The 12,674-nt window shown below is 54.3% G+C and carries 22 protein-coding genes; 21 read left to right on the forward strand and 1 reads right to left on the reverse strand.

Annotated elements, in window-relative coordinates; all coding sequences use genetic code 11:
• Positions 1-221 precede the first annotated feature (221 nt).
• From QOL67_RS09715 to QOL67_RS09785, 15 genes are all read left to right on the forward strand, one after another.
• Positions 222-578, forward strand: a complete 357-nt coding sequence (locus QOL67_RS09715) for a type II toxin-antitoxin system death-on-curing family toxin (RefSeq protein ID WP_283425772.1) — start codon at positions 222-224, stop codon at positions 576-578.
• Between the two features lie 159 nt (positions 579-737).
• A complete protein-coding gene (gene rpmC / locus QOL67_RS09720; protein WP_283425773.1) occupies positions 738-938 on the forward strand; it encodes a 50S ribosomal protein L29 in 201 nt (66 codons plus the stop codon).
• A 14-nt stretch (positions 939-952) separates the two neighbouring features.
• Complete coding sequence (gene rpsQ / locus QOL67_RS09725) at positions 953-1,183, forward strand: 30S ribosomal protein S17 (protein ID WP_073253018.1); 231 nt, start codon at positions 953-955, stop codon at positions 1,181-1,183.
• 99 nt (positions 1,184-1,282) lie between these two features.
• Positions 1,283-1,651: a 50S ribosomal protein L14 gene (rplN, locus tag QOL67_RS09730; RefSeq protein ID WP_044050560.1), complete on the forward strand. Its 369-nt coding sequence runs from the start codon at positions 1,283-1,285 to the stop codon at positions 1,649-1,651.
• A 1-nt stretch (position 1,652) separates the two neighbouring features.
• Complete coding sequence (rplX, locus tag QOL67_RS09735) at positions 1,653-1,964, forward strand: 50S ribosomal protein L24 (protein ID WP_283425774.1); 312 nt, start codon at positions 1,653-1,655, stop codon at positions 1,962-1,964.
• Entirely contained in the window at positions 1,957-2,517 is a 561-nt protein-coding gene (gene rplE / locus QOL67_RS09740; protein ID WP_283425775.1) for a 50S ribosomal protein L5, read from the forward strand. Before rplX ends, rplE begins: the two co-directional genes overlap by 8 nt.
• Before the next feature lie 18 nt (positions 2,518-2,535).
• Positions 2,536-2,841, forward strand: a complete 306-nt coding sequence (gene rpsN, locus QOL67_RS09745) for a 30S ribosomal protein S14 (RefSeq protein WP_283425776.1) — start codon at positions 2,536-2,538, stop codon at positions 2,839-2,841.
• 12 nt (positions 2,842-2,853) lie between these two features.
• Positions 2,854-3,243, forward strand: coding sequence for a 30S ribosomal protein S8 (gene rpsH, locus QOL67_RS09750; RefSeq protein WP_283425777.1), 390 nt, complete (start codon positions 2,854-2,856; stop codon positions 3,241-3,243).
• Positions 3,244-3,253: 10 nt separating this feature from the next.
• Complete coding sequence (rplF, locus tag QOL67_RS09755; RefSeq protein WP_283425778.1) at positions 3,254-3,787, forward strand: 50S ribosomal protein L6; 534 nt, start codon at positions 3,254-3,256, stop codon at positions 3,785-3,787.
• Positions 3,788-3,798: 11 nt separating this feature from the next.
• Positions 3,799-4,161 carry a 50S ribosomal protein L18 gene (gene rplR, locus QOL67_RS09760; protein WP_283425779.1) on the forward strand — a complete coding sequence of 121 codons (363 nt, stop codon included), beginning with the start codon at positions 3,799-3,801 and terminating at the stop codon, positions 4,159-4,161.
• A 114-nt stretch (positions 4,162-4,275) separates the two neighbouring features.
• Complete coding sequence (gene rpsE / locus QOL67_RS09765) at positions 4,276-4,842, forward strand: 30S ribosomal protein S5 (RefSeq protein ID WP_283425780.1); 567 nt, start codon at positions 4,276-4,278, stop codon at positions 4,840-4,842.
• 13 nt (positions 4,843-4,855) lie between these two features.
• The gene (gene rpmD / locus QOL67_RS09770) at positions 4,856-5,044 is read left to right on the forward strand and encodes a 50S ribosomal protein L30 (protein ID WP_209064855.1); all 189 of its coding nucleotides are present in this window, start codon (positions 4,856-4,858) and stop codon (positions 5,042-5,044) included.
• A gap of 328 nt (positions 5,045-5,372) precedes the next feature.
• The gene (locus tag QOL67_RS09775) at positions 5,373-5,588 is read left to right on the forward strand and encodes a DUF1127 domain-containing protein (protein WP_283425781.1); all 216 of its coding nucleotides are present in this window, start codon (positions 5,373-5,375) and stop codon (positions 5,586-5,588) included.
• A 231-nt stretch (positions 5,589-5,819) separates the two neighbouring features.
• Positions 5,820-6,035, forward strand: coding sequence for a DUF1127 domain-containing protein (locus QOL67_RS09780; RefSeq protein WP_283425782.1), 216 nt, complete (start codon positions 5,820-5,822; stop codon positions 6,033-6,035).
• A 211-nt stretch (positions 6,036-6,246) separates the two neighbouring features.
• The gene (locus QOL67_RS09785; protein ID WP_283425783.1) at positions 6,247-6,459 is read left to right on the forward strand and encodes a DUF1127 domain-containing protein; all 213 of its coding nucleotides are present in this window, start codon (positions 6,247-6,249) and stop codon (positions 6,457-6,459) included.
• Between the two features lie 57 nt (positions 6,460-6,516).
• Here QOL67_RS09785 and QOL67_RS09790 read toward each other — a convergent pair whose 3' ends face one another.
• Positions 6,517-6,990 carry an SRPBCC family protein gene (locus QOL67_RS09790; RefSeq protein WP_283425784.1) on the reverse strand — a complete coding sequence of 158 codons (474 nt, stop codon included), beginning with the start codon at positions 6,988-6,990 and terminating at the stop codon, positions 6,517-6,519.
• Between the two features lie 95 nt (positions 6,991-7,085).
• Here QOL67_RS09790 and QOL67_RS09795 point away from each other — a divergent pair, with 95 nt between their 5' ends.
• From QOL67_RS09795 to QOL67_RS09820, 6 genes are all read left to right on the forward strand, one after another.
• Positions 7,086-7,781, forward strand: a complete 696-nt coding sequence (locus QOL67_RS09795) for a helix-turn-helix transcriptional regulator (protein WP_283425785.1) — start codon at positions 7,086-7,088, stop codon at positions 7,779-7,781.
• Positions 7,782-7,919: 138 nt separating this feature from the next.
• The gene (locus QOL67_RS09800) at positions 7,920-9,044 is read left to right on the forward strand and encodes an amidohydrolase (protein ID WP_283425786.1); all 1,125 of its coding nucleotides are present in this window, start codon (positions 7,920-7,922) and stop codon (positions 9,042-9,044) included.
• Between the two features lie 159 nt (positions 9,045-9,203).
• Positions 9,204-9,677 carry a 50S ribosomal protein L15 gene (gene rplO / locus QOL67_RS09805; RefSeq protein WP_164644468.1) on the forward strand — a complete coding sequence of 158 codons (474 nt, stop codon included), beginning with the start codon at positions 9,204-9,206 and terminating at the stop codon, positions 9,675-9,677.
• Positions 9,678-9,785: 108 nt separating this feature from the next.
• Positions 9,786-11,150 (forward strand): preprotein translocase subunit SecY, encoded by a 1,365-nt coding sequence (gene secY / locus QOL67_RS09810; RefSeq protein WP_283425787.1) that lies wholly within the window; start codon positions 9,786-9,788, stop codon positions 11,148-11,150.
• On the forward strand, positions 11,147-11,722 hold the full coding sequence (locus tag QOL67_RS09815) for an adenylate kinase (RefSeq protein ID WP_283425788.1): 576 nt from the start codon (positions 11,147-11,149) through the stop codon (positions 11,720-11,722). Before secY ends, QOL67_RS09815 begins: the two co-directional genes overlap by 4 nt.
• Positions 11,723-11,845: 123 nt before the next feature.
• Positions 11,846-12,673 carry a Tle-like phospholipase domain-containing protein gene (locus QOL67_RS09820; protein ID WP_283425789.1) on the forward strand — a complete coding sequence of 276 codons (828 nt, stop codon included), beginning with the start codon at positions 11,846-11,848 and terminating at the stop codon, positions 12,671-12,673.
• Position 12,674 lies beyond the last annotated feature (1 nt).

Here is a 12,674-nt window from a genome sequence, read left to right on the forward strand (position 1 = left end):
GGAGAGCGAAATGGCCGCGAAGACGAAGACGAAGACAACGAAGGTAAAGGGCGGAGTAATTGGGCGATCTGCCAAGACAGGCCGTTTTATCAGCGTGACTACTTACGCTGGGCGCAAATTGGCGTCCGCAAAAACTCAGACGGTGGTTAAAGAAATTTCGAGCAAGCGAAGGTCTGCATTGCAGAGATTAGCTGATCGGTAGTCGTCATTATCGAGTAACATTGGCTGATGCAATTGAAGCGCACGATGAAGCACTAACAATGGGTGGGCGTGACGGCATCAGCAGCCTGGATTTAATTGAGTCGGCTTTAGGGCGGCCGTATTCTGGGTACCATCGCAGCATTGCAAGAAAGGCAGCGGCGCTGCTTGAGAGTATGGTTGGCAATCACGGGTTTGTAGATGGGAACAAGCGCACATCGTGGTTCTTGGTGGAAATCCTTATTGCACGTAGCGGCTTTGAGCTCGCAATTGCAGATGATGAGCCAATTGATGATTTGGTTGTTGCTGTAGCTGAAGGTGCACTGAAGTTCGACGATCTGCGCGAATGGTTTGACGAGCGCATCATTAGAGCAGAATAGCCCACCTTTCCCTTGCCATCCCTCCGACTCCCCCGTATAGAGCGCCATCTCATGGATTCCGTGTATGCGGGATTCGTGTGTTTTGTATTTGTCCATCAGGCAAAAGGGTCACCCCGCACATACTCGGGCGCCCTCTGATGTATGAGAAAGGAAAAGGCGATGAACGCCAACGAACTGCGTGAAAAAACGCCGGACCAGCTTCGTGAGGAGTTGTCCAATCTAAAGAAAGCTTCGTTCAACCTACGTTTTCAAGCGGCCACTGGTCAGCTCGAAAACGCGGCCAAAATCCGTGAGGCACGTCGTGACGCTGCTCGGGTTAAGACCATCCTGAACGAAAAAGCCAAAGCTGCAGCTGAGTAAGAGGAGCCTGATAGATGCCCAAACGTATCCTGACTGGCACCGTGACCAGCGATGCCAACGCCCAAACAGTAACTGTGTCTGTGGAACGTCGTTTCACACACCCGGTTCTGAAGAAAACCATTCGTAAGTCCAAAAAATACCGGGCGCACGATGAACAGAACGCTTTCAAGGTCGGCGACCAAGTACGCATCATCGAATGCGCGCCGAAATCGAAAACGAAACGCTGGGAAGTTCTGGAAGCCTAAGAGTCTCACTATGAGACTCCTGGCGACTAGACTTAACAGTCAGTCGAAACCCTGGGGGATACACCACGCATCGGTGCCCCATAGGTCGGGAGAAACCACATGATCCAGATGCAAACAAACCTGGATGTTGCTGACAACAGCGGCGCTCGCCGTGTTCAGTGCATTAAGGTTCTGGGTGGTTCCAAGCGTAAGTACGCATCCGTAGGCGACATCATTGTTGTCTCGGTTAAGGAAGCCATTCCACGCGGTCGCGTTAAAAAAGGGGACGTCCGTAAGGCCGTCGTCGTACGCACTGCTAAAGAAGTCCGTCGTGAAGATGGCACTGCGATCCGTTTTGATCGCAACGCAGCTGTAATTCTGAACAACGCCAATGAGCCAGTCGGTACTCGTATCTTCGGCCCAGTTGTTCGTGAGCTGCGCGCCAAGAACTTCATGAAGATCATCTCGCTCGCGCCGGAGGTGCTGTAAGATGGCTGCTAAGCTGAAAAAAGGCGACAAAGTTGTCGTACTTGCCGGTAAGGACAAAGGCAAAGAGGGCACTATCTCCTCTGTTGACCCCAAAGCCGGCAAAGCTGTTGTGGACGGCATCAACATCGCCATCCGCCACACAAAACAGAGCCAAACCGCACAGGGCGGTCGCATCCCTCAGGCGATGCCGATCGAACTGTCCAACCTGGCATTTCTGGACAAAAACGGCAAAGCAACCCGTGTTGGCTTCCGCATGGAAGGTGACAAGAAGGTTCGCTTCGCTAAGACTACAGGGGACGTGATTGATGCTTGATAATGCAGATTACACACCACGTCTGAAGTCGCTCTATGCGGATTCCATCCGCGCCGCTCTGAAAGAAGAGTTCGGTTACAAGAACGACATGCAGATCCCTAAGCTGGAAAAGATCGTGCTGAACATCGGCTGTGGCCGTGCAGCCGTGAAAGACAGCAAGAAAGCCAAGTCAGCACAGGCTGATCTGACCGCGATTGCGGGCCAGAAAGCTCTGACCACCATTGCAAAGAACTCCATTGCCGGCTTCCGCGTTCGCGAAGGCATGCCAATGGGTGCAAAGGTGACCCTGCGTGGCGACCGTATGTACGAATTCCTCGATCGTCTGATCACCGTTGCGATGCCCCGCATCCGCGACTTCCGTGGTGTGAAGCCGAGCTTTGATGGCCGTGGCAACTTCGCCACCGGTTTGAAAGAGCACATCGTGTTCCCAGAAATCGACTTTGATAAAGTTGATGAGAACTGGGGCATGGATATCGTCATCGCCACCGATGCTGAAACCGACGCCGAAGCGCAGAGCCTGTTGAAGCATTTCAACATGCCCTTCATCGCGTAAGGCTGAGAGGATTACGACATGGCTAAAAAAGCAATGATCGAACGCGAAAAGAAGCGGGAACGTCTGGTCGCGAAATACGCCGCCAAACGCGCCGCGCTGAAAGAAATCGCAGCCGATGAGTCCAAGCCAATGGAAGAGCGTTTCACAGCGCGTCTGAAACTGGCCAAACTGCCGCGCAACAGCTCGGCAACCCGTCTTCACAACCGGTGCCAGCTCACCGGCCGTCCTCACGCTTACTACCGTAAGCTGAAGGTCAGCCGTATTGCGCTGCGCGAGCTGGGTTCTGCAGGTCAGATCCCCGGCATGGTCAAATCTAGCTGGTAAGGAGAGAGAATTATGAACGATCCTATCGGTGATATGCTGACCCGTATCCGTAACGGCCAGATGCGCGGCAAGTCGGTGATTTCTACACCTGCTTCCAAATTGCGCGGCTGGGTTCTGGATGTGCTGGCCGACGAAGGCTACATCCGCGGCTACGAAGCAGCTGAAGAGAACGGCCACCCGGCCTTCGAAATCAGCCTGAAGTACTACGAAGGCACCCCTGTTATTCGCGAGCTGAAACGGGTTTCAAAACCTGGTCGTCGTGTGTACATGGGCGCTGAAGACATCCCAACCGTCCGTCAGGGCCTGGGTGTGTCGATTGTCTCCACCTCTAAGGGTGTGATGTCGGATGCAAGCGCTCGCTCCAATAAGGTTGGTGGCGAAGTACTTTGCACGGTCTTCTAAGGAGAGCTTGATGTCTCGTATTGGTAAAAAACCGGTCGAGCTGCCCAGTGGCGTTAGCGCTTCTGTCTCCGGCCAGACCATCGAAATCAAAGGTCCGAAGGACACCCAGTCTTTCACTGCAACTGACGACGTCAATATTGTAGTTGAAGACAACATTGTGAAAGTGACACCGCGCGGCTCGTCCAAGCGTGCACGTCAGCAATGGGGCATGTCCCGCACTGTCATCGCCAACATGGTGACCGGTGTGACTCAGGGCTTCAAAAAAGAACTCGAGATCAACGGTGTTGGTTATCGTGCGCAGATGCAGGGTGCCACCCTGAAACTGTCGCTCGGTCTCTCTCACGAGGTGAACTTCGAAGTGCCAGCGGGTATCACCGTGACCACACCGAAGAACACTCAGATCGTTGTCGAGGGCACTGATAGCCAGCTTGTAGGCCAGGTTGCGGCGAACATCCGCGAATGGCGTAAGCCCGAGCCCTATAAAGGCAAAGGTATCAAGTACGTTGATGAATATATCTTCCGCAAGGAAGGTAAGAAGAAGTAAGGACCAGTTAGATGGCAAACAGCAAACGGGATCTGTTCCTCAAGCGCCGCCTGCGCGTCCGGAACAAACTTCGCAAGGTCAATGGCGATCGCAAGATGCGCCTGTCCGTGCACCGCAGCAACAAGAACATCAGCGTTCAGCTGATCGACGATCGCAACGGTGTTACAGTCGCATCCGCTTCCACATTGGAAAAGGATCTCGGCCTTGTCGGCAAGAACACAATCGAAGCAGCCACCAAAGTGGGTGCAACGATTGCCGAACGTGCGAGCAAAGCAGGCGTGACCGAAGCATACTTCGATCGCGGTGGCTTCCTCTTCCACGGCAAAGTGAAGGCTCTGGCCGACGCTGCGCGTGAAGGCGGCCTGAAAGTATAAGACTTGAGGGGGACGTTCGCGTCCCCCCGATGATCCGGGAGGTCGGGCTTCGGTCCGGCTTCACTGGGATCGAGTGATTCAGGCGCCAAGCGCCAGTAGATAAAGGAATGCCAAATGGCAGAACGTGATAACCGTCGGGGCCGTGGTCGCAACCGCGAAGACGAGACCCCGGAATTCGCAGATCGTCTCGTCGCGATCAACCGTGTTTCCAAGACCACCAAAGGTGGTAAGAACTTTGGCTTCGCAGCTCTGGTTGTTGTTGGTGACCAAAAAGGCCGTGTAGGCTTTGGTAAAGGTAAAGCGAAAGAGGTCCCTGAGGCCATCCGCAAAGCCACCGAACAAGCCAAGCGTCAAATGATCCGCGTGCCACTGCGCGAAGGTCGTACCCTGCACCACGATATCGAAGGCCGTCACGGCGCCGGTAAAGTGGTTATGCGCACCGCGCCAGAAGGTACTGGTATCATCGCGGGTGGTCCAATGCGTGCTGTTTTCGAAATGCTCGGCGTCAAAGACGTTGTTTCGAAATCCATCGGTTCGCAGAACCCCTACAACATGATCCGCGCCACCATCGACGGGCTGAACAAAGAAGCCAGCCCACGTCAGGTTGCGGCTCGCCGTGGCAAGAAAGTTGCTGACATCCTGCGCAAGGATGAAGCACCTTCCGAAGCCGCAGACGCGTAAGGAGTAACGACCAATGGCAAAAACCATCGTTGTAAAACAGGTCGGTTCGCCGATCCGTCGCCCACAAGACCAGCGTGCTACGCTGATCGGTCTGGGTCTGAACAAAATGAACCGGACCCGCGAGCTGGAGGACACTCCTTCGGTACGCGGCATGATTCGCAAGGTTTCCCACATGGTGGAGATCATCGAAGAGCGCGACTAAGCCCTTTTTGATCGAAAAGTTAGAAACGCCCTCGGATTTTCCGGGGGCGTTTTTGTTTGCATTGTCTGGAAATTGTTAAAGCTTTGGCAGTGATTGGGAACGTGGCGCAAGACCCAGGCTAAATGTTGGGGATGGGACGGGGGTAAGCCCAAAATGTATCATTCCAAAATCGAATGATTAACATCTCTCCCATCGATATTCGCGAGATGCATATCTGGCTTGCTGTCTTGTGCCTACCACGATGCAAATTTGGGCACTAAATGGGCAGCATGAACAGATAAACGCGCTAGAGCCGAGGTGGCGCATCGGCAAATGAAGGATTTTACTCATGCAACATGCACCATCACTGCACATCGAAGCCGTAGACATCGTTGGCCGCTTCACCCGTATCGTTGAAAGCTGGACACTGAACCGTAAGCGCGAAGCGTCGTACGCCAAGACCGTCAAAGAGCTGAACAGCCTGACAAGCCGTGAATTGGCTGACATTGGTCTGAACCGCGGCGACATCGAAGATGTAGCCCGCAAAGGCGCGCTGGCCCTGTAAAGTACAGGATAACTAGACACTCCTCAAAAGCCTCGGAGATTGCTCCGGGGCTTTTTGCGTTTTGGCGTGTTCTCCAAAGAAGTTGTCTTGTGTGCATAGGAGATAGTCGGTTGCCTTTGTTGAAAGGCGTCGCTGGAAAACCTTTATCAGTAGAGTAACGCAAACCACACATTCCCGACACACAGCAGCGCTAACCAAAGGTAGGTAAGCGCCTTAAGGAGGACTTGTCCGATGGCTTATTTGAACACACCACACTCGCGCGGCATTGGTATGGGCGCACGTATCTATGATGCTTGGTCCACCTACCGTGCGGAGCGGCAGCACAACGCCCTGTATCGTGAGACAACGCGCCAGTTGGGCGGGTTGAGCGAACGCCAATTGGAAGACATTGGCGTGTCCCGCCATGACATAGAGATTCTGGCCCGGGACCAAACCGTGTCGCGATGAGAGTGACCAGGACATGAGTTGGAAAGCCTCGGCACTTGCCGGGGCTTTTTGGTTACTAGCAGGTAAAGAGCCATGACAAAGATGCATATCGGGAAGATCAATTGGGCAATTGTTGGCGCTAACAGTGGAGCCTATATTGAAGGCACCAGAAGGTAAAACAAGAGAACGCCGGAAAATACGTTTCGGCACAGATAGATAAGGAGCCATCATCATGGCATTTGTTCAAACCGCCCAGTCCGCCCGCATCGATCTAATTGCAACTCTGCGTGCGTCGATTGAAGATTTCAAAGCAGCGCGAGTGCTGCGTCAGAAATATAACACCACTGTTCGGGAATTGGCTCGCATGAGTGATCGTGAATTGAACGACATTGGTGTTGATCGCTACGACATTCACAGCATTGCCACTCAGCATGTTTATGGCTGAGTGATCTATGAGAAAAATGGAACGCCCCTGCCTGACCCGCAGGGGCGTTTTTGTTTGTCAGGCCGGCTGCGGCACGGCTGAGGCATGGCCCGCCACGTGGTCTTCCAGGCCTTGCAGATTGCCGTTTAGCACCTTGCGCAGTTGCGGCTTCATCAACGTCGCGCCCATCAACCAGCCAAGCGGGCCAAATTTTGGCTGATAATCGATGCACCAATGGACATGGGTTTTGCCGTCGCTTGTTGGTGTAAGTCGAATTTCTGCCTGAGCTGTCTTGAACGGGATCTTGCCCATCTCTTGCATGTCAGCCCGGTAGCCACGGCCTTCGGTCCAAGTGACGGCTTCTTCCACCAAGGAGGTGCCATTGGGGAAATGGCAGCGACGTTTGGCACCAAGGCCAGTGGTGTTTGTGGAGAGAACATCCACTTTGACAACTTCCGGGGCAATGACATCAATCGACATATAGTCGCTTAGAGCGGCCCAGACGGTGGCAGGCGCAGCGTTGATTATGTGGGAGCTTTCTACGTGCATCATTTGAGGGTCTTTCAGACAAAGTGGTTGCGTTGAAACCTGTCTAAACTTGCCCTGCTGACAACGGTATGTCAGCAGTGTGTCAGCAGGAGGCAAAAATGCGTCGCACGGAACGGCTATTCCAGATTATCCAAGTATTGCGGGCGGCGCGCACCCCCGTGACCGGGCAGTCATTGGCCGACGAGTTGGAGGTTTCGCTGCGCACGCTCTATCGCGACATGGCGGAGTTGATTGCGCAGCGGGTGCCCATCACTGGCGAGGCCGGGATGGGCTACGTGCTGGATGAGGGCTACGACATGCCACCCTTAATGCTGACTGCGGATGAATTGGAAGCGGCTGTGCTGGGCGCTGGTCTGGTGGCGGGGCAGGCGGATCCAACGTTGGCACGGGCGGCGCGAGACTTGGTGGCCAAGTTGACCGAGGCGATTCCCGAGGAGCTACGGCCGGTGGTGCTGGATGCCAGTTCGCGGGCGATTGTGGCCAAAGGTCCAAAGGCGGAACGGTTTGACGGGGCGCGTCTGCGTGTTGCCATTCGAGAACGGTTCAAGCTGCGGGTTGTTTATCAGGATGGCGGGGGACGTGAGAGCTGTCGCGTAATCTGGCCCCTGTTGATCGCCTACTTTGTGGGTGAGCGTTACATCGTGGCCTGGTGTGAGACGCGGCAGGACTACCGCCATTTTCGCACGGATCGGGTTGCCGCGTTGGATGTGCTGAATGAGGGTTATCCGGGGCGGCGTGCAGAGTTGATCAAGGGATGGGAAGAGGTGATGGCGAAGCGGAAAGGGGCGACTTGAGCCTTTTCCTTTTTGGCTATCGATCCTCGCGACAGCTGCTCACAATATCCAGAAATTCGGGTAAAATGACCGCTTGGCTTTGCTATGTCTTTTTGTAGGGCGCATTGCCACAACACGACATTATAAGGAGCGCTTCTGGTGCTGGATCTCACATCGTTTCGACGCGACTTGCACAGCCACCCTGAGACAGGATTCGACTTGGAGCGCACGCCGCGCTTGATTGCAGAAGTTTTGGAAGGTGCGGGCCTTGAAGTTGTGCGTGGCGTTGGCAAGTGCGGTGTTGTGGCCACCCTGCGGCGTGGCCCGGACGAAACTGCAATTGGGTTGCGGGCCGATATGGACGCGCTCCCCATTCAGGAAGCCAATAGCTTCTCCTATTGTTCGAAACAGGATGGGTACTTCCATGGCTGTGGGCATGACGGACACAGTACTATGTTGCTCGGCGCGGCGCTCAAATTGGCGGCTGATCCAACCTTAAAGAGGACTGTACACTTTATCTTTCAGCCGGATGAAGAAAACGGCAACGGAGCTGCGGCGATGATTGCCGACGGATTGTTTGAGCGGTTTCCGATGGCGGCGATTTATGGGCTGCACAACATGCCAGGTATGGCGCTTGGGCATTTTGCCACGCAGTCTGGTCCGTTTTGCGCGTTTGAAGATAATTTTGAGATCAGGATTGAGGGGCAGGGTGGGCATGCCTCGATGCCGGAGAAAGGTGTTGATCCGATTGTGGTTGGCTCGGCCATCGTGATGCAGTTGCAGTCCATCATTTCACGCAATGTGCCGCCGCGCGAGCATGCTGTTGTCTCCGTCACAGAGTTTTTGACGGATGGGGCACGCAATATCTTACCTAGCAATGTGACGTTGCGCGGCGATTGCAGGGGGTTTTCACAAGACGTCTCCCAAACCATAGAGAGTCGTGCGCGAGCCATTGTGGAGGGGATTTGTACCGCTCAAGGTGCAAAGGGGCAGGTCGCCTATTCGACTTCTTTCCGGCCATTGGTGAATGATGACCGTGCCACTGACATTATTGCCGAGGCGGCACGCAGCGTCGGGAAGATTGATGTGAATTATGGTCGGGTCGGGTTTTCTGAGGATTTTGCGGAGTTCCTGGCTCATCGCCCGGGCGCCTTCATTTTGATGGGCAATGGGCTGGAGGGGAGCAACGCCATGCCGCTGCACAATCCGTCTTATGATTTTAATGATGACGCCGTTGCGCATGGTGTTGCGTTTTGGGCGCGGCTTGCGCACCAAAAACTATAGGATCGAAGATGAGGGTCGGGCCCATCTTCCACATTGCAAACCTTTCCCCAAGGGTCTATACGCCCCCGGTGGCGCTTTGCGTTATGAGAATCAAAATCAAGAAAAGCCGTGTTTGGCCCGAAGACGCTTCGTGGGTCAGTTCCGGCAAGGAGAAGCGATATGAAACTGCACGAACTGAGCGACAATCCTGGCGCAACCAAAAAACGCATGCGCGTTGGCCGTGGCCCTGGCTCCGGCAAGGGTAAAATGGGTGGCCGAGGTATCAAAGGTCAAAAATCCCGTTCGGGTGTGGCGATCAACGGCTACGAAGGTGGCCAGATGCCATTGTACCAGCGCCTGCCAAAGCGTGGCTTCAACAAGCCAAACCGCAAGGCATTTGCTGTGATCAACCTGGGCCTGATCCAGAAATTTGTTGATGAGAAAAAACTGGACGCCTCTGCTGCGATCACCGAGGACGCACTGATCGCGTCCGGTCTGGTCCGTCGCAAAAAAGACGGCATCCGTGTTCTGGCAAAAGGCGACGTTTCCGCCAAGCTGAACATCGAAGTGACCGGTGCTTCCAAGGCTGCGGTTGAAGCAGTTGAAAAAGCGGGTGGCTCTCTGACAGTCAAATCCGCGCCAGCGGCTGAATAAGAGGTTGTGAGCGGGCAAAGACCCGCTTACATATCCTTCCAAGTTTTCCTAACGCCGCCAAACCGGAAAACGGTTCTGGCGGCGTTTTTAGTCTAAGAGAGATCCTAAATGGTATCTGCAGCAGAGCAAATGGCGGCCAACACCAGCTGGTCCGCACTTGGAAAAGCCACCGATCTGCGCAATCGCATCCTGTTCACACTGGGTTTGCTGATTGTGTATCGCCTTGGCACATGGATTCCGGTTCCGGGCATCGACGGTGTCGCGCTTCGTGAATTTATGGAAGAAGCGGGCGCAGGCATTGGCGGCATCCTTTCCATGTTCACCGGCGGCGCGCTGGGACGGATGGGTATTTTTGCTCTGGGCATTATGCCGTATATCTCCGCGAGCATTATCGTTCAGCTTCTGGGGTCGATGGTGCCCTATCTTGAGCAGCTCAAGAAAGAAGGCGAGCAAGGCCGCAAAAAGATGAACCAATACACCCGCTACGGCACGGTGGCATTGGCAACGTTGCAGGCTTATGGCCTCGCGGTGAGCCTGGAGGCCGGTGAGCTGGTCACCGATCCGGGCCTGTTCTTCCGCTTCAGCTGTCTGGTGACGCTGGTCGGCGGCACCATGTTCCTGATGTGGCTGGGTGAGCAGATCACCGCACGCGGCATCGGCAACGGTATCTCTTTGATCATCTTTGTCGGCATTGTGGCCGAACTTCCTGCTGCGCTGGCTCAGTTCTTTGTGTCCGGTCGGACCGGTGCGATCAGCGAGGCAGTGATTGTCGCAGTGATTGTGATGGTGATTGCCACCATCGCCTTTGTGGTCTTCATGGAGCGGGCGCTGCGTAAGATCCATATTCAGTATCCCCGTCGTCAGGTGGGCATGAAAGTCTATGACGGTGGCTCCTCTCACCTGCCGGTGAAAGTGAACCCAGCCGGCGTGATCCCGGCGATCTTTGCCAGCTCCCTGCTGTTGTTGCCAACCACCATTGCGACCTTCTCTGGTGGCCAAACCGGCCCAATCATGTCGACCCTTTTGGCTTACTTTGGTCCGGGACAGCCGCTGTACCTGCTGTTCTTTGTCTCCATGATTGTGTTCTTTGCCTACTTCTACACCTTCAATGTCAGCTTCAAACCTGACGAAGTTGCGGACAACCTGAAGAACCAGAATGGCTTTGTGCCGGGTATTCGTCCGGGTAAGCGCACCGCTGAGTATCTGGAATATGTTGTGAACCGGATTTTGGTTTTGGGGTCTGCGTACCTTGCGGCAGTTTGTCTCCTTCCAGAGATTCTACGTGGTCAGTTTGCGATCCCGTTCTACTTTGGCGGCACCTCGGTTTTGATTGTGGTTTCTGTGACCATGGACACCATTCAGCAAGTTCAGAACCATTTGCTGGCCCACCAGTACGAAGGGCTTATTGAAAAGTCGCAGCTGTCTGGCAAAGGTCGGAACAAACGCAAACGCAAAGGACCTGCTCGTCGATGAATATTATTCTGCTTGGCCCGCCCGGTGCCGGTAAAGGAACCCAGGCTGGCCGTCTCGTCGAGAAGCGCGACATGATCCAGCTTTCTACGGGTGACATGCTGCGCGCCGCTAAGACATCCGGTACGGAAATGGGCAATAAGGTTGCCGCCGTCATGGACCGCGGCGAGCTTGTCACCGACGAAATTGTGATCGGGCTGATCCGGGAGCAGTTGGAAGGTGACAAAAAGGGTGGCTTTATCTTTGATGGCTTCCCGCGCACCTTGGCTCAAGCGGATGCATTGGCGGAACTGCTGGAAGACTGCGGTGAAAAGCTCGACGCTGTGATTGAGATGCAGGTGAATGATGATGTGCTTGTTGAGCGCATCGTGAACCGTGCCAAAGAGGCTGTGGCCAATGGTGGCGCAGCTCGTGCAGATGACAATGAGGAAAGCCTGAAGGTGCGCTTGATGGCGTACTACAAACAGACTTCGCCATTGATCGGGTATTACCACGCCAAAGGCAATCTGACATCGATTGATGGTCTGGCCTCGATGGATGAGGTGGAAGCCTCTGTGGCAGGCGTTTTGGGGTAAGGAAAACCTTAGACGGAATTGAATGACGCCCGACATCGCAGGATGTGGGGCGTTTTTTTTGCGCTGCACATCTTTTGCATGAATTGAGTGCGGCAATTGCACGACAGATTTGGACGTCTCAAAATGCCTTCGCTCTCCGCGCTTTTGCAAAAGCTGCTGCTTTCCCTGACATTTGCCCTTGTTGCCAACGCTGCCTCGGCGATGTTCATCCAGCCGGACTGGCTTGACCCATCCGAGCCGGGGGTGGGGACGAACAGGTATGCGTATAGTTTTAATGATCCGGTAAATTTTCGCGACCCAAGTGGTAACTTGGCTGAGGAAGATGCTGTAAGCTTTTCCAGTGCCACCTACGAGGACAATCCGGCGGAAATAGACGGATGGGAGCACTTGGAACGGGATCAGGATGACGATATTGGTTTCCTTGCCGATGTATATAGAAATAGCGAAACTGGCGAGATAGCTGTCGCAGTTCGGGGAACCGACGATCTTAAAGACGTAAACAATGGCTGGGGACTAATAAGTTCTCCTCAGCACAGGGCAGTAAAGGAACTCTATTCGCGGATTAAGACGGAACACGCGCAGTCCAAACTGTCCGGTACAGGGCATTCCATGGGCGGTGGATTAGTTACTGCGGGAGGGGTGTCTGCCGGCGAATTGAATGGCGGAGACTTTATCGTATTCAACTCTATGGGTAAGTTAGGGGCCAAGCCCGACAACACGATAAATATTGTTTCGGCGGTAAGAGTGACTATCAAGGCCGGGTCGTATTTTGGATACCCTAAAGAGGACGCGACAGTATTGAAACTTGTCGATCCGCTGAACAGTTCGCCGGCTGGTATGATTAACAACATGAGACTGCTGGATGTAACGGATTTTCCCAACCCCGGGACAATGCCTGATGTTTTATGGAATCACTCGATTGCGCGGCAAAGACGAGCGTTGGGTCGGTAAA

Origin of the sequence: Shimia sagamensis, from assembly GCF_900182745.1 — a bacterium.
Classification (GTDB): Bacteria; Pseudomonadota; Alphaproteobacteria; order Rhodobacterales; family Rhodobacteraceae; genus Shimia; species Shimia sagamensis.

Excerpts from the sequence above, each read along its gene's own strand:
- QOL67_RS09775 (WP_283425781.1), top strand. The coding sequence starts at position 5,373 with ATGCAACATGCACCATCACTGCACATCGAAGCCGTAGACATCGTTGGC.
- QOL67_RS09820 (WP_283425789.1), top strand. The coding sequence starts at position 11,846 with ATGCCTTCGCTCTCCGCGCTTTTGCAAAAGCTGCTGCTTTCCCTGACA.
- rpsQ (WP_073253018.1), top strand. The coding sequence starts at position 953 with ATGCCCAAACGTATCCTGACTGGCACCGTGACCAGCGATGCCAACGCC.
- QOL67_RS09815 (WP_283425788.1), top strand. The coding sequence starts at position 11,147 with ATGAATATTATTCTGCTTGGCCCGCCCGGTGCCGGTAAAGGAACCCAG.
- rpsN (WP_283425776.1), top strand. The coding sequence starts at position 2,536 with ATGGCTAAAAAAGCAATGATCGAACGCGAAAAGAAGCGGGAACGTCTG.
- rpsH (WP_283425777.1), top strand. The coding sequence starts at position 2,854 with ATGAACGATCCTATCGGTGATATGCTGACCCGTATCCGTAACGGCCAG.
- secY (WP_283425787.1), top strand. The coding sequence starts at position 9,786 with ATGGTATCTGCAGCAGAGCAAATGGCGGCCAACACCAGCTGGTCCGCA.
- QOL67_RS09790 (WP_283425784.1), bottom strand. The coding sequence starts at position 6,990 with ATGATGCACGTAGAAAGCTCCCACATAATCAACGCTGCGCCTGCCACC.
- rpmD (WP_209064855.1), top strand. The coding sequence starts at position 4,856 with ATGGCAAAAACCATCGTTGTAAAACAGGTCGGTTCGCCGATCCGTCGC.
- rplN (WP_044050560.1), top strand. The coding sequence starts at position 1,283 with ATGATCCAGATGCAAACAAACCTGGATGTTGCTGACAACAGCGGCGCT.
- QOL67_RS09785 (WP_283425783.1), top strand. The coding sequence starts at position 6,247 with ATGGCATTTGTTCAAACCGCCCAGTCCGCCCGCATCGATCTAATTGCA.
- rplE (WP_283425775.1), top strand. The coding sequence starts at position 1,957 with ATGCTTGATAATGCAGATTACACACCACGTCTGAAGTCGCTCTATGCG.
- rpmC (WP_283425773.1), top strand. The coding sequence starts at position 738 with ATGAACGCCAACGAACTGCGTGAAAAAACGCCGGACCAGCTTCGTGAG.
- QOL67_RS09795 (WP_283425785.1), top strand. The coding sequence starts at position 7,086 with ATGCGTCGCACGGAACGGCTATTCCAGATTATCCAAGTATTGCGGGCG.
- rplX (WP_283425774.1), top strand. The coding sequence starts at position 1,653 with ATGGCTGCTAAGCTGAAAAAAGGCGACAAAGTTGTCGTACTTGCCGGT.
- QOL67_RS09780 (WP_283425782.1), top strand. The coding sequence starts at position 5,820 with ATGGCTTATTTGAACACACCACACTCGCGCGGCATTGGTATGGGCGCA.
- rplF (WP_283425778.1), top strand. The coding sequence starts at position 3,254 with ATGTCTCGTATTGGTAAAAAACCGGTCGAGCTGCCCAGTGGCGTTAGC.
- rplO (WP_164644468.1), top strand. The coding sequence starts at position 9,204 with ATGAAACTGCACGAACTGAGCGACAATCCTGGCGCAACCAAAAAACGC.
- rplR (WP_283425779.1), top strand. The coding sequence starts at position 3,799 with ATGGCAAACAGCAAACGGGATCTGTTCCTCAAGCGCCGCCTGCGCGTC.
- rpsE (WP_283425780.1), top strand. The coding sequence starts at position 4,276 with ATGGCAGAACGTGATAACCGTCGGGGCCGTGGTCGCAACCGCGAAGAC.